Below are 19,630 nucleotides of genomic sequence, written 5' to 3'. Positions count from 1 at the left end.
ACGACTGCTAATGTACAAATTTATTACTTCTTTTCGGGGCTTCCGAAACTTTTCTTTTCACAACCTGATAAATGTCATACTTATTTTTAGGACGCAAATAATCAAACCAGAAAAAGTCTTTCAGCATTTTCTGGTCGGGATTCAAGTCCGGAATTGGCGTCATATTAGCCTTCACCTGCGGCCAAAGCTTCAATCGGTTCAGCTTGTTTTCTTTCACCCAGATTGTCAGGAAACCGCTCTTTGTTTTGTTCATTCCTATCTTTGCCCCGTCTCTTTCCAAAGGATAATATATAGATTCCGCGCTTCCTGTCACATCGATACGTCGTAGCTCCTGTCCCTCGAAATAAGCTTTCAAGTCATTCCCTTTCAATTGATTATAATAGGTGGAATCTACATGTTGGGCAGCAAAAGCGAACTGTATCACATGGGCATAATCAATCGTACTATCATTCATATAGACCGCAATCGTATCACCATACAATTGATAATCTTCATTCCATATAATTGGTTCCGTATACATATATAATACAGAATCACGACTATTAAACTGCATAGAGTCGCAAACGCCCTGCATATCGGTTCGATAAAAACGCACACCGTAATAAGCCTTAATCTCCCGGTAAGTGGAATCGACAGTTTGCATCAGTAGAGTATCAGCATGCAAAAAGAGGGTGTCTCCCTGTGAATATTCAAGAAGACGGGCACTGTCGGTTGCAAAAGCATAACCGGTTTTATCGTTATAATATCCGTATTCACCTTCCAATGTAACATGTTGGGCGGTATCTACCAGGCTCATATTGCCGAATACCTCGCCAAAACCGGTATCCCGGTTATAATAGATGGAATCTCCCAACAATATCTTATCCCCTGATTCGACTTGTGAACGATCCAGCAATAATGACGTATTATTCACGGTATCATACCAACCTCTTGAAGAGTGGATTGTTCCACTATCCGAGACAATAGTCGAAGGTCCGAGTATCGTCGCTATTTTTGAATCCGTATTATAATGAAGCGTATCGGAATATAACGTAAATTGAGGATTTTCCAGCCGAACACTATCATTAAAAACCGTCTGTTTCGTATCAGGCGAATATTGACCGTAAAATGAAGACAATTGGTTCAATGAATCTACTACCATACCACCTTCGAAATAGTAGCCGATATTCGGAATGCGTTCATAATTAAGGCTGTCGGTAAAGAGAGTCACCTGTCCATTTTCCATCCGGACATTTTCACGCAAGTAGGCGATTTGTGTGTTCCCATCATAAAAAAGATAGTCGCCATACACAAACAACGTATCACCCTGCTCCATCCGTACATTGCTGAATGCCTCCAATGAATTATTCTTTTCAAAAAAATAGGCACTGTCGCAATACATATAAGAACTGTCGTGACGAAAACAAACATCTCCTATCAAAACCTGTATATCCGGATTTATCGCTTTATTAAAGGAGAGCGTATTGGCATGCTCCAGGTAAATCATCGTTTTCTTCACCGTATCGGTCAAAACTGTATCCGCTTCATGAGGTTGAAACCGTTCTTGCCCGGATACAATGCTGTCTTGAGCCTGTGCAAAAACACAAACCGCCAGCAATAACAAGAATCCTGTAAGAATAAATTTATTTATCGTCCTCATTCTTTAACCCAGCCGGGATACTTGAAATCGCAATTACGCCATCCCTCACTGATACGAACATAAGTGCTTTTTTGCTTTTTTGCAACCCAGTCGTTCAGCAATTGTTCGCGTTTACGGTTTTCAACAATTGACTTCAAAGCCTGAAAATCGTCAGAAAGGTTCGCTTTATGCTGTTCCACTCTGGTTTTTAACTTAACAATCGCAACGACCTCTTTCTGCTTATCATTAATCATCCTAAACGGCTTGGAAATTTCACCCACTTTCATCGTGTAAACTATTTTTCCTACTTCCTGGGGAAGTTCTGCCATTTCAAATTTAGGTGTACCATAATGTTCACTCTCTTCTTTCTTATTCACCATCAACCCTTTATTATTACGAGTATCTTTATCATAAGAAGCGAGAAGAGCCGCTTCTTCAAATGTAAACTCATTATCCTTCAAAAGATTGCACAAAGAATCCATACGTGCCATCGAATTTTCCAATTCCTTATCCGAAGCTTTAGGTTTCAACAAAATATGTCGGCAGTTAATACGGTCACCGCGTTTTTCAATCAACTGGATAATATGGTAACCATATTCCGTCTGTACGATTTGAGAAATCTTTTTCGGATCGTTCAAATTAAAAGCGACATTGGCAAACTCCGGAGCCAGAAAGCCTTTTCCTGTGAAACCCAATTCTCCACCTTTCATTGAAGAAGCAGGGTCTTCCGAATACAACCGGGCCAATGAAGCAAACTCATACTTTCCATTATTAATATCCTCTGTAAACTGACGCAAACGGGCTTTGATAGCATCCGTCTCTTCGAAAGGTATCTTTGGCTCCATTGTAATAATCTGCACTTCCACGGTCGTCGGAATCATAGGCAAGCTATCCTTCGGCAACTGGTTATAAAACTTACGAACTTCAGACGGCGTGAGTTTTATTTCACCTATCAACTCGCGTTTCATCTGCTGGACAATTTGTTCTTCACGTATTGTCTCCTTACGCTCCTCCTTCAACTGTGAGATTTTTTTATTAAAATACTCCTCCAGCTTTTCTTTCGAGCCAATCTGATTGATGGCCATATTTATCCATTGATCGGCAGCCTGGATAACCTGGTTCTCATTCACTTCCACACTGTCTATCTTCGCTTGGTTCAGATACAGCTTCTGGATAGCCATCTGCTCCGGTATCACACAATAAGGGTCGCCATCCAGACGTATCCCCTCATTTTGCAACATCAAGCGTTGGTCCTCTATATCCGAACGCAAAATAGCATCATCTCCTACCACCCACACGATTTCATCTATCACATTATCCTGCGCTTTTACAACACAAGATAAACAGGCAAGAAAAAATACAATTAAAATCTTTTTCATCATGTACATCTTTATAATTTAGCAATTACGGCTCGTCACTAAACCGGACATCACCGCTTCTGACTGCATCGTTGTATAACTCATCTTCAAATCTCTTCAGAAACTCCACTTTACGGAGGTTCGTTAGCATTTCCACAATTTGCGGTCCTGCATAATCGTAAGGAGCAACACTTCCGGCTGGAAGATACTCCTTTATATTCAACAAGTAGCAATAACTACTATCCGCAGTTTCTACAAACTTGTTCGCCTTCAAGAACTCGTTCGGGTTAACCACGTGGACCGGTATGTTATCCATCACCTGGTCAAAATCCACCCATTTGTCGTAAAAGTAATCATAAATAGTGGCATTCTGTACACTATACTTCTCTATTTTTTCCAAAGAAGCTTCAGAAGTCGACTTATACCATCCTTTTACGTCAGAAAGCCCGGGAGCATCCACCGGAATTTTAAGAAACAGGCCTTTTATCAAAGCCTTATCCAGAACAAACTTCTTCTGGTTCTCCTCATAATACCTCAACTTATCGCTTTCCTGAAAATCCGCAGAAAGTTTTTCCCGTATCAATTGTTCCTGATAACGATACCGGACAAGCGAATGGCGATATTCTTCCACCAACTTGTCCACTTCTTCCTTTTCATTCCCCAGATTACGAAGAGCAACCTCATAAACCAACGCATCCTTCACCCACTTCTTTACCAGACTCTCCGCCAACAACAAGCTATCGGACGAAGAAACGCCTCGTGGAATCAGTCCTTTTATTTCAGAACGGGTGAGAGTACGGTCCTTCACTTTTACCAACACATCCGTATCAATCGTAGACTGCGTTTTCTTACAAGAACACAGCAAAGATACAAATGCTATAAAAATGAAGCAACTTCTCATGACTTTCTATTCATTATTTCTTTATTTTTTTCAGTAATTTCCAATTTATTGACACTGGATACTTCTCATTCAGGCGTTTTATCCATTCTGCTTCCAAACGTGCCTGTTCCTCAAGCGGTTTACTCCAAATTTCCTTATTACTGATATCAAAAAGTAAAATGCCATCCCGGTACTCTTGCAACTGCAATTTGAATTCAGGATGTTTTGTTTCCAGATTTTTACGTTCAGCCGTCGTTACGATATCACGAATAAACAAATCATACACTTCCTGCATGAAATCACCGGCATATGTTTTAGTGGAAAAGGGACAACGCTGTATATAATAAGCGAACTCATCCTGCTGAATATCGTGACCATCTACATGCACCAACACCTTATGCATATCTTTCGCTTTTTCATAAAAAGCCTGTTCCGACGGGAAATAGTCGTTACAAAGTTCCAGTAATTCCTTATAAGCCTCCGGATAAAAAACATATCCGTACTCTTTTTTCATTCGTTCGTCAAACGCTTTATAATAATCAAAGTTGCGTTCTCCCTGGGCCATTTGGCGGGACCAACCTTTTTTCTTCTGCTCGAATGTCGGCAGGCCGGGCTTTTCTATCAGCTTGATTATATGATAACCAAAGCGTGATTTAACAGGATTACTGATTTCACCCGGCGTAGTCAAGGCAAAAGAGGCATTTTCAAAAGGTTCAATCATTTCTCCAACCCCGAAAGGAGCCAGTTCTCCCCCTCTTTTAGCAGAGGCCTCATCGTCGGAATACTCTTTGGCCAAGGTAGCAAAATCTTCACCCGCTCTTGCTTTCCGACAGATTTCTTCTGCACGTGCCAATATGTCGCTTTCGCTCTGTGCTACCGAATCTTCAGGAAAACGTATCAGGATATGAGCCACATGCACCAACCCGGGATTAGGTTTCCGACTATGTATTAATACGAGATGAAAACCTTGAGCCGTACGCACAGGAAGCGAAACACTCCCTACCGGCATCGAATAGGCTGCATTTTCAAATGCCAAAAGAGCTTGCATAGGAAGCAAGCTACGTACATACTCATAACCGATATGCTCTTTGTCTTCTTTCACCAGTTCCTCACCAACAGCAGCAAAATCCTCCCCTTTCCGGATACGCTCATAAGCTTCCATAGCCTTTTGATAAACGGCAACAGTATCCTTCGACAAAGTTTGTTTCGGAAGACGAAACAAGATATGGCTCAATTCAAGCATTTCCCCATACCGGTTGTAAACGGTACGTACGGCTTCTTCTTCTCCGTCTTTATCGGAAAGATAACTCGAGACAAGCTGGGCACGGTAACCATCCAACTCTTCATCAAACGATTTGGTCTTATCCAGGCCCTGTTCTTCCGCTTCAGCAACTTTCAGTTTGAAATTCTTAAACAACTCGACATAGGCCTCAACAGATTTTTTATCAGAAAGATTTACTTCACTATTCTTTCCCGCGATGAAAATAAATTCGGACAAAGGGATTTGCTTTCCGGCAACAGTCATTACAACAGAGTCTTTCGCGCCCTGAGCTTTAACCGCTAAGCAAGCAAATGCAAAAAATAATACAAGCAACTTCTTCATTAAACCGTCTTTTATCATACCATGATTACATTACAAAATAACATTAATTTAACGGACAGAGAACCGGAAAAGTATGCTATCCTATTAAATTAGTGTTTTTTATAAAACGAATCACCTCTATCATACCAATCCTAATTCGCCATCTCCGAAAGGAATTTAATACGGACCAGGCGCATTTCTTCTTCAGTATAATCACCACCTAATTCTTCGATAGCATCTTCCAGGTCATCCGTTTCAGAATCCTTGAAATATTCATAAATGTCTTCAATATGATCTTCATCCATCACATCATTCAGGAAGTAATCGATATTAATGCGCGTTCCCGAATAAACAATCGCTTCAATCTCATCCAATAATTCGTTAAATTCCAAACCATTGGTCATCGCAATCTCGTCCAAAGCCACTTTACGGTCGATACGCTGAATAATGGACACTTTCAATTTGGATTTATTGGCAACCGTACGTACACGAAGATCTTCCGGACGTTCGATTTCATTCTCCTCCACATGTTTCTTTATCAGCTCGACAAATTCCTTCCCGTAACGTTTGGCCTTTCCGGCTCCCACGCCGGGAATATTCTGCAACTCATCCAATGTCACCGGATAAGTAGTGGCCATCGCTTCAAGCGACGGATCCTGGAAAATCACGAAAGGAGGCACCTGCAGGCGCTTGGACAATTTCTTACGAAGATCTTTCATCATCGAGTACAAAACAGGGTCGACGGCACAGGTGGCGCCACCACGAACCGGCACCTCCTCCTCTTCCTCGTCGAACTCATGGTCCTCGGTAATTTTAAAAGAGACAGGTTTCTCGATAAACTCTTTTCCTTTTGACGTAATTTTCAGCAAACCATAATTTTCAATATCTTTCGCCAAATAGCCTGCAATCAGAGCCTGGCGGATAACGGCGTTCCAAGTTTTTTCTTCCTCATCCTGTCCGGAACCGAAGATTTCAAGCTCATTATGTTTATAAGATTGTATCTCAGAGGTCTCATTACCGACCAACATATTTACGATATATTCCGCCTTGAATTTTTCTTTTAGCGTACCGATAACATCCAGTACGGCACTCAACAATTCTTTTGCTTCCACTTGCTTTTTGGGGTTCAAACAATTATCACAATTTCCACAATTATCCTCCAGATATTCTTCACCGAAATAATGCAACAACACTTTCCTGCGACAGACGGAAGTTTCGGCATAAGCAGCCGTTTCGAGCAACAACTGTTTCCCTATTTCCTGTTCCGCCACCGGCTTACCCTGCATAAACTTCTCCAGTTTCTGCAAGTCCTTATATGCATAAAAGGCAATACATTGCCCTTCGCCCCCGTCACGACCGGAGCGTCCGGTTTCCTGATAATATCCTTCCAGGCTTTTAGGTATGTCATAATGAATAACATACCGTACATCCGGTTTATCTATCCCCATACCGAACGCGATAGTAGCAACAATCACATCCGTTTTTTCCATCAGGAACGCATCCTGATTAGCCGAACGCATGGACGAATCCATACCTGCATGATACGGCAAAGCTTTGATGCCGTTTGCTTTCAATATATCGGCAAACTCTTCCACCTTCTTGCGGCTCAGGCAATAAATAATACCGGATTTGCCCTCATTGGATTTTATATATTTAATAATATCACGATCTATATTGACCGTTTTCGGACGAATTTCATAATATAAATTAGGACGGTTGAAAGATGATTTAAAGACAGAGGCATCAATCATACCCAGATTTTTCTGGATATCATGCTGTACTTTAGGAGTAGCCGTTGCAGTCAAAGCAATCAGCGGACGTTTACCTATTTCATTTATAATAGGACGGATACGACGATATTCCGGACGGAAATCATGTCCCCATTCAGAGATACAGTGCGCTTCATCTACCGCATAAAATGAAATATTGACCTGACGTAGAAATTCCACATTTTCTTCTTTGGTCAACGATTCCGGAGCGACATAAAGCAACTTCGTACGTCCCGCCATGATATCTTCTTTCACCTGGTCGATAGCCGACTTATTCAAAGAAGAATTGATAAAATGGGCCACCCCGTCCTCATCGCTGAAATTACGCATGGCATCCACCTGGTTCTTCATGAGAGCGATTAAAGGCGAGATTACAATAGCCGTTCCCTCCAACATAAGAGACGGCAATTGATAACACAAAGATTTGCCCCCCCCAGTCGGCATCAATACAAAGGTATCATTTCCGGCCAGCACATTCTCGATAATAGCCCTTTGGTTCCCCTTAAAAGTACCAAAACCAAAATGCTTTTTGAGTTCCTCTGCTAAAATATCCTTTTTTGCCATACTAATTTATATTTAACAACCGTTCATCAGGCTATCTGTAAACGGTTTACGTCTGATTTTTCAAACTTTTCCTTCGCATATTCCACTGTTACGTGAAGTGTCTTTTTCTTTGCAGACGGCATCGTGTACATAGCATCCATCATCACGGCCTCCACAATGGAACGTAATCCGCGGGCACCAAGCTTAAATTCCAAAGCTTTATCCACAATAAATTCAAATACATCCTCATCAAACGTCAGCTTGATGCCATCCATTTCGAACAGCTTGACGTATTGCTTGATAATCGAATTTTTAGGCTCGGTCAGAATACTGCGAAGCGTTTTTCTGTCAAGCGGATTCAAATAAGTCAAAATAGGCAGACGCCCGATTATTTCGGGTATCAGGCCGAACGACTTCAAATCCGTCGGCGTTATATACTTAAGCAAATTATGACGATCCACTTGTGCGATATCACAACTTGCGGCATATCCGACCACACGGGTATTCAAACGCTGGGCGATTTTCTTCTCTATTCCGTCGAAAGCACCGCCACAAACAAACAGGATATTCTTCGTATCCACGGCAATCATCTTCTGTTCCGGATGTTTTCTTCCACCCTGAGGCGGCACATTCACAATGGAACCTTCCAATAATTTAAGCAATCCCTGCTGAACCCCCTCACCACTCACATCGCGCGTGATAGAAGGATTATCGCTCTTACGGGCAATTTTATCTATTTCATCGATAAATACGATTCCCCGCTGCGCCGCATCCACGTCATAATCGGCCGCCTGCAACAAACGGGTCAAAATGCTCTCGATATCCTCCCCGACATAGCCCGCCTCAGTCAACACTGTCGCATCTACAATCGCAAATGGCACATGGAGCAACTTCGCAATAGTACGGGCCAATAAAGTTTTTCCCGTACCGGTAGCTCCGACCATAATAATATTCGACTTCTCGATTTCCACATCATCCGACGTCACTTTTTGTATCAACCGTTTATAGTGGTTATACACAGACACAGCCAGATAACGTTTGGCATCATCCTGCCCTATCACATATTGATCCAGAAACTTTTTAATATCTTCCGGCTTCGGAAGCTCTTCCTTGTTTAACCCGAACGAGCTTTTCGGTCCGGACATTTGTTCTTTAACTATTTCGTATGCACGCTGGGAACATTCGTCACAAATAGCACCGGCTATTCCGTTTATCAACATATTGACATCTCTCTCACTACGTCCGCAGAACGCGCATCTTTCGGCTGTTTTGGCCATTCTGTATTTGTTTTTTTACAAGAGCGTTGCGATTGGAACTTTCGCAACACTCTTTATCATTAATACTATTTGTTACGAACCAGCACTTTATCAACCATACCATAAGCCAACGCTTCTTCCGCCGTCATCCAGTAATCGCGATCGCTATCACGTTCAACCTCTTCATAAGGTTTACCGGAATGAGTGGATATGATTGTATAAAGCTCTTTCTTCACCTTCAGGATTTCACGGGCTGTAATTTCAATATCCGAAGCCTGCCCCTGCACGCCTCCTAACGGCTGATGTATCATCACGCGCGAATGAGGCAAAGCCATACGCTTTCCTTTCGTTCCGGCCACTAACAAAACTGCGGCAAAAGAGGCAGCCATTCCCGTACAAATAGTCGAAACATCACTGCTGATAAACTGCATCGTATCATAAATACCATATCCGGCATAAACGGAACCACCCGGAGAATTGATATAAATAGAAATGTCTTTACCGGGGTCACTAGAATCCAGGTACAGGAGTTGTGCCTGAATCACATTAGCCGTATAATCGTCTACCTGTGTTCCCAAAAAGATAATACGGTCCATCATTAACCGTGAAAAGACATCCATCTGAGCAACGTTCAACTGGCGTTCTTCAATAATTGTCGGAGATATGTAACTGCTGGTGATATTCATATAACTATCCAGCGCATTACTGTTCATTCCCAAATGCTTCGTTGCATACTTTCTAAAATCTTCCATAATCTATATCTTATTGATTTACCGAATAGTTATAAAAAAAGGGATTTCCCTCAAACTTATCGGAATAACAAAGTTATAAATAAATTTCTGAAAGAAACAACTTATTTGCTATCCGGTAAGATATTTTTTAGAGAGAAAGCCCTTTTTTCGAAAAAAAGCAGCTCAAGGCTGCTCCTTTATATTATACTTCGAAAAGTTTATTAAACTCGTCTGCCGTTACCTCTTTTACATCCAGTTCAACCTGTTCTTTCAACCAAGCCGCCAGTTTTTCTTCAACAGCACGGTCGATAATATTCTGCAAAGTCTGCTTATTCTTAAGCATGTCTTTTGCATAGTTCGCCAATACATCTTCCGGAACAGAAAGCATTCCGTACTGGGCAAACTGAGCCTTGGCGACACGTTTTGCAAAGTTTTCGATATCAGCATCTTCCACCTTTATACCGTTTTCCTTCACCAAAGTTTCTTTAATCAGGTGATATTTCAGGTCTTCGATAATTTTAGGATAATCCTCTTCGATTTTTTCAGCCGTATTCTTTTCGTTTGCAACAAGCAGCCAACGTTTCAACAAATCATCGGCAAAAGCCAGCTCACCGGCCTTTGCAACCAACAAGTCACGAGTATCGGTCAGGAATTTGAAGTCACTCTGCGGAGTGAACTGTTCCGCCAACGCTTCTTTGATTTTATTCTTAAACTCTTCTTCGCTGGAAACAACACCTTCACCAAACACTTTATCGAACAGTTCCTGATTCAGTTCAGCACCTTTATGGCGAGTAATCTCCTTGATTTCAAAACTAAAATCACCCGTAATACCGGCAACCGCTTCTTTTTCAACTTTCAGTAAAGAAGCAATCTCAGCCTCGGCTCCTTCATAAGCCTTATTCGGATTAAACACCACGACAGCATTTTTCAAGGCACCGATAAATTTAGCCTTTTCAGCTTCGTCCTTCACATACATAGGCATCAGGACAGCGTCTTCCACAACGATTCCCCCTTCTTTAGGAGTACCGTTTTCGAGTTCGGCAATCGTACCCTTTACCAAATCTTTTTCTTCCACATCATCAACTTGGTCGTAAGAGCCGAAATTAGCTTGGTAAGACTCAACCTGTTTGTCAATCATTTCATCATCAATGGCAACCTGATAATAAGCCACCTTATCATTCTTTGTCAGTTCCAGTTTGATTTCAGGAGACAAAGCCACATCGAAACAAAACTCAAACTCTTCCTGCGTGTCGAAATTTATTTCCTTCTGTTCGGTTTCATTAGGCAGAGGTTCGCCCAAAATGTTCAGTTTGTTTTCACGGATATAGTTATACAAGCTTTCAGAAACCAACTTGTTGATTTCTTCAACCAATACATGTTTACCATACATTTTCTTCACCATACCCATGGGTACCATTCCTTTACGGAAACCCGGCACATTTGCTTTCTGACGAAAACTTCGCAGGCTTTTTTCCACCTGGTCAGCATAGTCAGCCTTCACTATTTCTAATTTCACAATGCCTTTTGTAGCATCAATGTTTTTAAGCGAAACGTTCATTCTGAATGATTTATTTAATTAATAGTCCTGTTCGAATTTTAGGGTGCAAAATTAGACTTATTCTTTTAATATCGCAAATTGTTTGCTTAATTTGTTACAACCCGGCCTAATTTAGAAGTCCGATTATTTTTTTCCCGCTAAAATGTTGTATATCTAAAATAAATGTATTCCTTTGTGGTGTGAAAGGGATTTGACCTTGAACGTACATAACATTGTTTTTTATTTCTTCATTTACTCGTTACTTGTAGAATATCACTCACTGTTACGAAATTCCGGTTTTACAACTTTCATTAGTAACATTTTTATTTTTAATTATTTTTATTTTTATGAACATTTACATTGGTAACCTGAACTATCGTGTTCGGGAAGATGATTTGAAACAAGTAATGGAAGAATACGGTTCCGTTGATTCTGTAAAGATTATCAAAGACCGTGAAACAGGTAGATCCAAAGGTTTCGCTTTCGTTGAAATGTCTGACGATGCTGCAGCAAAGAAAGCTATCGAAGAATTGAACGAAGCAGAATTCGAAGGTCGTCAAATGGTAGTTAAAGAGGCTCGTCCTAAAATGTAATTACCACTTCCTGTAAGAAATAAAAAACTTCTGTCTATCTTTGGCAGAAGTTTTTTTATGTTCATAGATATGCAACTAAAAGGTATATATGCCGGCAAAACGGCTCTTTTCCAGTTATTCGTCCTGCTGGTACTCATCCTGGCAGGAGCGATATTCTCAGCTCTGGTTTCAGCGGGTATCCTTTACCTGTCCTGTGGTTTTTCCGCCACACTGACAGACCATCCGGACATCATGCGACTATTCCAACTGTGCTCATCCGTCGGGACCTTTTTACTGCCCGCATTAGGTGTAGCCTTTCTATGCAGCAACAGTCCCAAAGAATACCTCTCGATAGGAGGCATGCCGAACGGACAAATATTGTTGCTTACCTTAGTCACCATGTTCCTGCTTTCCCCCACCATCAGCCTCACCGGACTGTTGAACAAGCAAATGGAACTTCCCTCTTTCCTGGCTCCGGTCGAAGAGTGGATGCGCAGCCAGGAAGACGAGGCCGAACGGTTGACCCTGCTTTTGTTGGCCGGCAAGGGTATCATTACATTAATTTTCAATTTAATCGTAATCGCGGTCGCAGCCGGCATCACGGAAGAATACCTGTTCCGGGGAGCTCTCCAGCGGATTATCGGAGCATGGACCCGCAACCATCACCTGGTTATCTGGAGCGCGGCATTCCTGTTCAGCGCTTTTCACATGCAGTTTTTCGGCTTCCTTCCCCGCATGCTGCTGGGCGCATATTTCGGCTATCTGCTTTATTGGAGCAAAAATATCTGGATACCGGTATTCGCCCATTTCGTGAACAATGCTTTCGCCGTCATCTCCATGTCCGATGCCAACTTGAAAGACAACGAATTCATCACCGGCGATATCACCCCGGACCATCTGTTGCCCTACTCATTCGTAGCCATCATCACACTGTACCTCTTCTATATCAGTTGCAAGCGGCTACGAGCAAAATTATTAAATAAGGAATAATTTAAAAATCTTTTTTCCGCAGGATAAAGTCCTTACCCAAATATTTCTCACGAACGATTTCGTTCTCCGCCAACTGCTCCGCCGTTCCCTGGAAAAGTACCTTTCCCTCGAAAAGCAAATAAGCACGGTCGCAAATACTAAGGGTTTCATATACGTTATGGTCGGTAATCAAGATACCGATATTCTTGTGCTTCAATCTCGCCACGATACTTTGGATATCCTGCACGGCAATCGGGTCGACTCCCGCAAAAGGCTCATCCAACATAATAAATTTCGGGTCGATAGCCAGACACCGGGCAATCTCCGCACGACGACGTTCACCTCCGGACAATTGGTCGCCCAAATTCTTGCGAACCTTGGTCAGACCGAATTCGGCAATCAAACTCTCCAACTTTTCCTTCTGGTAATCCGGAGTCGTCTCCGTCATCTCCAATACCGAACGGATATTATCCTCGACTGTCATTTTACGAAAAATAGAAGCCTCCTGTGCCAGATACCCGATACCGTTACGCGCACGTTTGTACACCGGATATTTCGTTATCTCCATATCATTCAGGAATATCTTTCCCTCGTTTGGTGTCACCAACCCTACCGTCATATAAAACGTGGTCGTTTTCCCGGCCCCGTTCGGTCCGAGCAAACCGACAATCTCACCCTGCTTCACGTTGATGGAAACATGATTCACGACTGTCCTCATCTTATATTTTTTCACCAGGTCCTCCGTACGAAGCACCATCTGTTGTTCGTCTGCCATATCCTAAAATCTTTGCCACAAAGGAACGGAATTAATTCTTTCTATACAAATACGAACCCGCATAAAGTGCAAAGATGACCAGAATAACCCACCATAAATTAAATCCTCCTTCCGTATGACCAATACCCTCATCGTATAATCACCTGCCTCCGATTCGCACCTTTATATTTTAACGAAAGATGCAAAAACTTCCGGGAACGGTACAAAATGGCTTGGTCAAAATTCAGTCCGCTATTAATGAGATTTTCCAGTAAGCGGAAACTGCCGAACGTATACACATCCGCCGCCTCTCCCTTCCGGTGTTGTGAATTAGGCACCCCTCCGACAAGCCTGTTGACCTCCTCCGAGCGATATCCACTGGAAATCACGATAGGTTCCCGTGAATAAACCCGGAGCGGCTCCAACAATTTACGTACCAAATTCCGTATCGCCATCTGCGCATCCGCCGGAGGCATGTTATCCAGTCCCGCCTGTACAGCCTTAGCACTATAAATAAACTCCCCCATATAAAAATGTTCACTAATCCAATCCGGATGTTTCTCCTGCCACTTCTTAAATTCAATTGTCAATATTTCTTCCATTTTTTGTAATTTCAATGTTCAACTCCCTCTTTTTTCCAACGATAAGAATAATCCACCCCGAACAACGCTCCGGCAAATGTGGAAATCTCCCCGAAAGCAACCAACACACTATTATGAATCTCTCCGGCCGGTGCCACCCAAAAACCGGAGAAGATTAAAACAATCCCGCTCATTACGAGCAGGATTGCCACGACTAACTGAATAGTCATTCTCTTCATCAAAACAGCCGGTTAGTTAAAGAACATCCGGATTCTCCTCATCAGCGCCACCGGTTACAGGCACATCCTGTTGTTTCAGGTGTGTAAATTCCAACACCTTCTTCGTATGACGCAAATCCGTACCGGGAGTAAACACCAGTCTGGCCGGTCGAATCATGCTGGGAGTAAACAACTTCTTATCCGTCACCCCTTCGCTTCCGACAGTAATGCGGAAATTACCCAATTCGCCCAACTTCACAATCTTACCCTCCTGCAATTCCGCGTCCATAATCCAGTTCAAGGAATCCAAAACCGCCTTCACATCCGCGCTCGACACCGTACTTCGTGCCGCAATCATCTTAGCCATATACGGAAGGTCCACCACCCCCGTACTTTTTGACTGCGCATAATACTTCTTTTCTGAATCTTTCTTACCCGGCTCCGACGGACGAAGCACCAATACATAACCCTGTGCCATAATTAAAATGATTTTAAATTGCATCCCCGTTATCGGGAACAGTGCAAAGGTAGGGTTGCCGGGAATCGTTAAAAAAGCAGTGAGAAAGGATAGACATATAGATGCCTTGTATTTTCAATCGATATCATTGTAATAAAACGTCATTCTATTTCAATGTCACAATCGAAACTACTCCATTGTCGTCATCTTTCAAGCTTTCGGCCATTTTTACATATTTATCATATAAAAGAGGATTATAAATCTTTTTCCCATTCTCATCTGCATTCTCTTTTATCGATTCTGACGAGAAAATTCTATAACCCAAATGCCCTCCTTGATCTCTATCCAAAAACAATCCTGTAACTCCATTGTCTATATCATTATGTATGGGATTATGTATAGAGAAGCCGTCTCTTCCATAATAGGTTTTTATTTCTTTCGTATCTTTCTTATAAACAATCATATAATATTTTCTTTCTTTTCTTTCCTGGTTACTCGCAGTTATATAGATATATAGGAACTGTGGACTTTCCGCAATATCAAGTAGTCTCCAATATAAAAAATCACCTTTACTACCAATATACAACTCTTCTTTAGTCTGCTTAAGATCCTCAAAGTTTATATGACCGATAGGAACTGCTTCAAATTTCTTATTAATTGCATAAACCGTATCTGTCAAATAATCATAATAACGTACTCCGTCATCATATTCCCAAAACATATTAGCACCCATTGACGCATAAGATTCGCCTCTTTTTACAAGATGCTTACATTCATTTAAATCCTTACAGTTCAATAAGGCTGAAGAACGGCGCGTATACAAAATTTCATTACTGTCCACATTCAGTACACAATAATCATCATAAGTACAGTTCATAAATATTCCTCTTGCCAATAACAAATTTCCATTACCTAACGAAAAAACACTGGGTTCATCGGCATATTTAATTGTTTTTTTATATGTATTATCATATCCAAATACCTGAATCTTCGCTCCTGAATAAAAATAAATTTCTTCACGTTCATCATCTGCTGCAGTAGAAAAGACCTCCAAATATTCCTTCGGCCCCTGTCCCCTGCTGGATAATGCACTTAAATATTTCCCCGTTTTACGATCAAATATCTTCATATCGACTATTATGATTTTATCCGACACCAAATGCCCTAATGACACAAAACGTCCATTTCCTATCAAACTTTCATTCGTTGTCTCCAAAGGGATATACTCCATACTTTCAAAAAATTGACTCATATAAATATCTTCACCTTCTACTGCGTCCTTTACACAATCCTTTATATCTATTTCAAATAAGTCTTGTCCCTCTTGAGTGACAGAATAAACGGAATCCGATTCATTATTCTGGACAGAAGCATGTTTCTTACATCCTGTTAGTAACAAACAAACGCATAAAATAATACTAGATTTATACATATAATCATAATTATTAGTTTAACCCATAAATTCTAATTCTCACTGTTTCAGTTTATACAACACGATAATAGGATTATCATCTTCTCCATACTCTTCCAGCATTTTTATCAGTTGCTGTTGTTTCTCCGGAAATTTCACAGTCTTACTTTTTAGTTTATCCACCGACCAGGCATCCAGATTATCCTGAGAAATATAGGCACAAATATATTTTCCGCCATCCAATGTACCCCATAAGGGAGAAGGACCACCATCTACGTCATTGTAAAAGCCCCCACCCCAAACAAAATGGGTCGTCTTTCCTAACACTCTTCCTTCTTGCGCCCAACAAACCACTGTTTTATCCGATTTTCCATATCGTACTATCCATTTTTTTAAATTATAGGAAAAGTCCATATATAAAAACGAATCTGTTTCTATAAAAGAGATTTCTTGGATATAATTTCTACCCTCATCAAAATATTTTTCATCAACAAAAAAATCACATAACGGCATCTTGTAAACTCCTTTATTAAGGAAATAACAAGGTATTATAGTATCCGGCAATATCTTATAAATCGTATCATTAACATCATCATAATAATGATATTCATTCCCATACTGATAAGGAACTCTATAAATACTAGGATTTTGATAACCCTCAAAACATGTAGTATCAATTCTTGATACATCTTTTAAACTGACCATTTTCTCTACTCCATCTTCTGAAACGATAACCGCATTAAAAAAATCAATCTCCACATTTGTCTTAGGCACAAAATTAGCACCGGGTAATAAAGCTATATTATTATTATCAAAACATAAAATATTCTCGACAGTTCTCCCATTTAAAGGCACAGCCTTTAAAAACCGGTTCGTACGCCAATTATAAATCATTACTTTATGCGACCAATTGGTATTGATGAACAAAAGACTATCATTGGCACAAATGCCCCTTCCCAACCGATACTCTCCAGGTCCCTGACCAAAACGACCTACATTCCGAACGAATTTTCCCGTACGATCAAAAACTTTAATCAAAACGGAAAATGCATCTGTGCCTAATGTTTGAACAAAAAAATGGTCATTATGCAATACTAGCGAGTAGATAATGCCCATGATAGAAGCCTCCGTTGCCTCCAACTTTATATACTCCACATCTTCCACCAAATCGCTCAACAACATCTTCTCTCCGGAATCTTTCAAGTTCGCACCTATATCGATTTCGACAAACGAAGAAGCGGAGGAACTATCCATATCAACATCTCCATCCGCATCTTGTTTTTGTGAATGGCAAGAGAATAAAGCCATAAAGCAACATAATAATACCAGAAAAAATAAGGTTACATCTCTTTTCATAACAAATACATTAAACTTTTAAAACGTCGCGATAAGCAATACCGGATTATCCTCAAGAGAAGCCTTTTCTGTTACTTCTTTTAGCTTTCCCGACAAAAAACCTTTATCCAAAAGATCTTTTAAAGACCCCATCTCATAAATGGAGATAATTTGATTGTCTTGCCCAGTATTAAAAGTACTAATTACCATTCGAGTATCTGCATTTACCAAATATCCTAAGTAGATTCTATCATTTTTCTTATCAACCATGTAAGATTTCGGCTGACGGGCATTTTTCCCATACAAAAGAATATTTGCCCACGATTCTGTTTCAAATCGCAATATTGGACTTGCAGCTTTTTCATCCTCACGGGTTGTCCTCCCATTATTAGGAGGCAAGAATATATAAGCGGGGCGTTTTGATGTTGTATTCACTGCAAATATCGTATCAGTGAACGTACTATTAAAGAAAACTTCTCCTTTATTAATACGAGGGACATTCGATGTTGTAATACGATATGCTGCTCCCGACTGCTGACGGGTCCCGGATAACATGGTTATTTTCCTATCTTTTGAATATATATAAAGTGATGGATCTATGTGCGAGTCTGTATTTCTACAGATTAATACATCTTCTAAGTTTGTAACATAATGAGTTCTATGAGGTAATTTTTCTTTTTTCACGAAATCACCGCCGAATGTATAATAAGCGATTGAAGAGGTTTGCATATCCATTATACCGACCTGCCCTTTCTCCTCATCTATTACAAAAGAGGATGAAAGCGTAATCTCTTCCGGACCCTGTCCATGAGGATTGAAACTATTCAAAAAATGTCCCGAACGGTCGAAATGATAAAATTGCCCTTTTATCAAGATAAATATATGGTCTCCTATTATACGAATATCCTCTAAAAAATTGAGGGATGCTAACAAACCATTATCGGTTGTTTCCAATGGTAAATATTCTATTTTGGTGGCTACATCTTGTAAAAAGATATGTTTCTGTTCATAAGTCTTATCCTTCTCTATGACAATCGGCTTCGATGTTTGTCCCATTAAAGGATGAGAAAAAGCCAAAAACAGTAACATGAAGAAAAAACCGCCTATCATATAGAGCATTCCCATCCGTGTTTGTTTACTTGTTGTTTTCATAATGCAGATTCTTTATTTGAATGTAACAAATCCCTGACCATCGAATCATCTATTCCGTTATTCGACCGTTGAAAAATAAGCATTAATATTCGACTATTCAAACTTTTCCGCAAATTATTTTTCATACCATCTCACTGCTTTTCTCCATCAACTCCACAAAATCGAAAGAATCCGCCTTCGAATAACGGATTTTGTCCGACAAATACTTGACGGACAAATCAATATCAAATGAGAGCAACAATGAAAAAGATAATTCCGTGTAGGACGATTTATTATTTTTACACGGTTGTTCCAATAAGTTAAACACTTTCAGAAGCAAATTTAACTCAACAGGTTCATACAAGAGCTGCCCCAAAACCGTTTCTTTCCTCACATAATCCACGAAACATTGCCTTTCGCTTTTTATTAGCCGGACCAGAAAGAGACGATAAACAGATGTCAGCGACCCCCATTCAGACAAAGCGACCCCATAGGTCATTTTACAAAAAACGCCCCTTTCATCAAGAGGCAAACCTTTCAAAAAATCATGATATTTACAAACAGAAGGCTTTGCACCGCCGAACGATGCAATCAATTGTTCTTTCATAAAAACTTCGGGAGGGGGAAAATTTATCCCTCCGCCCCGAAAGCCACATTAAAAGACACGAAACCATAAAAAAAGAGCCATCCTCCGGTATCCCTTGCAGTGGTTGGAAGAAACGCTCTATCAAACATACATCTTCAGTTACGATTTCGGCTAACGCTTTCAATTCCCGTGGTACAGGATGACAGATTCCGTAGTTGATGGAAGTTTGTCCGGGAAGGCAATCTCCACCAAATAATTGTCTTCCGCCGGAACCATCGAAACATATTTCAAACACCCTGCCATCTCAACTACCCAATTCCAACTGGTTCTTCACCAACTTAT

General features: G+C 40.7%; 18 protein-coding genes. 2 read left to right on the top strand and 16 right to left on the bottom strand.

Annotation, left to right across the window (positions count from 1 at the left end; all coding sequences use genetic code 11):
• Positions 1-7: 7 nt before the first annotated feature.
• The 8 genes from DW103_RS12255 to tig form a co-directional block, all read right to left on the bottom strand.
• Positions 8-1,639, bottom strand: a complete 1,632-nt coding sequence (locus DW103_RS12255; RefSeq protein ID WP_122276548.1) for an OstA-like protein — start codon at positions 1,637-1,639, stop codon at positions 8-10.
• Entirely contained in the window at positions 1,636-3,000 is a 1,365-nt protein-coding gene (locus tag DW103_RS12250; protein WP_122276546.1) for a peptidylprolyl isomerase, read from the bottom strand. Before DW103_RS12250 ends, DW103_RS12255 begins: the two co-directional genes overlap by 4 nt.
• 22 nt (positions 3,001-3,022) lie before the next feature.
• A complete protein-coding gene (locus tag DW103_RS12245; RefSeq protein ID WP_122276544.1) occupies positions 3,023-3,877 on the bottom strand; it encodes a peptidyl-prolyl cis-trans isomerase in 855 nt (284 codons plus the stop codon).
• Between the two features lie 13 nt (positions 3,878-3,890).
• Positions 3,891-5,477 (bottom strand): peptidylprolyl isomerase, encoded by a 1,587-nt coding sequence (locus DW103_RS12240; RefSeq protein ID WP_122276542.1) that lies wholly within the window; start codon positions 5,475-5,477, stop codon positions 3,891-3,893.
• A 113-nt stretch (positions 5,478-5,590) separates the two neighbouring features.
• Complete coding sequence (recQ, locus tag DW103_RS12235) at positions 5,591-7,771, bottom strand: DNA helicase RecQ (RefSeq protein ID WP_122276540.1); 2,181 nt, start codon at positions 7,769-7,771, stop codon at positions 5,591-5,593.
• A 26-nt stretch (positions 7,772-7,797) separates the two neighbouring features.
• Positions 7,798-9,027 carry an ATP-dependent Clp protease ATP-binding subunit ClpX gene (gene clpX / locus DW103_RS12230; protein WP_122276538.1) on the bottom strand — a complete coding sequence of 410 codons (1,230 nt, stop codon included), beginning with the start codon at positions 9,025-9,027 and terminating at the stop codon, positions 7,798-7,800.
• Positions 9,028-9,092: 65 nt separating this feature from the next.
• Positions 9,093-9,758, bottom strand: coding sequence for an ATP-dependent Clp endopeptidase proteolytic subunit ClpP (gene clpP / locus DW103_RS12225; RefSeq protein ID WP_122276536.1), 666 nt, complete (start codon positions 9,756-9,758; stop codon positions 9,093-9,095).
• 181 nt (positions 9,759-9,939) lie between these two features.
• Positions 9,940-11,295, bottom strand: a complete 1,356-nt coding sequence (tig, locus tag DW103_RS12215) for a trigger factor (protein WP_122276532.1) — start codon at positions 11,293-11,295, stop codon at positions 9,940-9,942.
• A 326-nt stretch (positions 11,296-11,621) separates the two neighbouring features.
• Here tig and DW103_RS12210 point away from each other — a divergent pair, with 326 nt between their 5' ends.
• Positions 11,622-11,867, top strand: coding sequence for an RNA-binding protein (locus tag DW103_RS12210; protein WP_122276530.1), 246 nt, complete (start codon positions 11,622-11,624; stop codon positions 11,865-11,867).
• Positions 11,868-11,936: 69 nt separating this feature from the next.
• Positions 11,937-12,836, top strand: coding sequence for a CPBP family intramembrane glutamic endopeptidase (locus DW103_RS12205; RefSeq protein ID WP_122276641.1), 900 nt, complete (start codon positions 11,937-11,939; stop codon positions 12,834-12,836).
• Between the two features lies 1 nt (position 12,837).
• Here DW103_RS12205 and lptB read toward each other — a convergent pair whose 3' ends face one another.
• From lptB to DW103_RS12165, 8 genes are all read right to left on the bottom strand, one after another.
• Positions 12,838-13,590, bottom strand: a complete 753-nt coding sequence (gene lptB, locus DW103_RS12200) for an LPS export ABC transporter ATP-binding protein (protein WP_122276528.1) — start codon at positions 13,588-13,590, stop codon at positions 12,838-12,840.
• 128 nt (positions 13,591-13,718) lie between these two features.
• Positions 13,719-14,171 carry a D-Ala-D-Ala carboxypeptidase family metallohydrolase gene (locus DW103_RS12195; protein WP_122276526.1) on the bottom strand — a complete coding sequence of 151 codons (453 nt, stop codon included), beginning with the start codon at positions 14,169-14,171 and terminating at the stop codon, positions 13,719-13,721.
• Between the two features lie 11 nt (positions 14,172-14,182).
• Positions 14,183-14,389 carry a hypothetical protein gene (locus DW103_RS12190; RefSeq protein ID WP_122276524.1) on the bottom strand — a complete coding sequence of 69 codons (207 nt, stop codon included), beginning with the start codon at positions 14,387-14,389 and terminating at the stop codon, positions 14,183-14,185.
• A gap of 16 nt (positions 14,390-14,405) precedes the next feature.
• A complete protein-coding gene (locus tag DW103_RS12185) occupies positions 14,406-14,846 on the bottom strand; it encodes an HU family DNA-binding protein (protein ID WP_122276639.1) in 441 nt (146 codons plus the stop codon).
• Between the two features lie 145 nt (positions 14,847-14,991).
• On the bottom strand, positions 14,992-16,257 hold the full coding sequence (locus DW103_RS12180; protein ID WP_122276522.1) for a 6-bladed beta-propeller: 1,266 nt from the start codon (positions 16,255-16,257) through the stop codon (positions 14,992-14,994).
• A gap of 39 nt (positions 16,258-16,296) precedes the next feature.
• On the bottom strand, positions 16,297-17,592 hold the full coding sequence (locus DW103_RS12175) for a 6-bladed beta-propeller (protein ID WP_122276520.1): 1,296 nt from the start codon (positions 17,590-17,592) through the stop codon (positions 16,297-16,299).
• Between the two features lie 18 nt (positions 17,593-17,610).
• Complete coding sequence (locus DW103_RS12170; RefSeq protein WP_122276518.1) at positions 17,611-18,723, bottom strand: 6-bladed beta-propeller; 1,113 nt, start codon at positions 18,721-18,723, stop codon at positions 17,611-17,613.
• 121 nt (positions 18,724-18,844) lie between these two features.
• The gene (locus tag DW103_RS12165) at positions 18,845-19,309 is read right to left on the bottom strand and encodes a hypothetical protein (RefSeq protein ID WP_122276516.1); all 465 of its coding nucleotides are present in this window, start codon (positions 19,307-19,309) and stop codon (positions 18,845-18,847) included.
• Positions 19,310-19,630 lie beyond the last annotated feature (321 nt).

Source organism: Parabacteroides sp. AM08-6 (genome assembly GCF_003473295.1).
In the GTDB taxonomy this organism is placed as follows: domain Bacteria; phylum Bacteroidota; class Bacteroidia; order Bacteroidales; family Tannerellaceae; genus Parabacteroides.
Note: the sequence above shows the minus strand (reverse complement) of the source record. Positions and strands in the feature narration are given on the sequence as shown.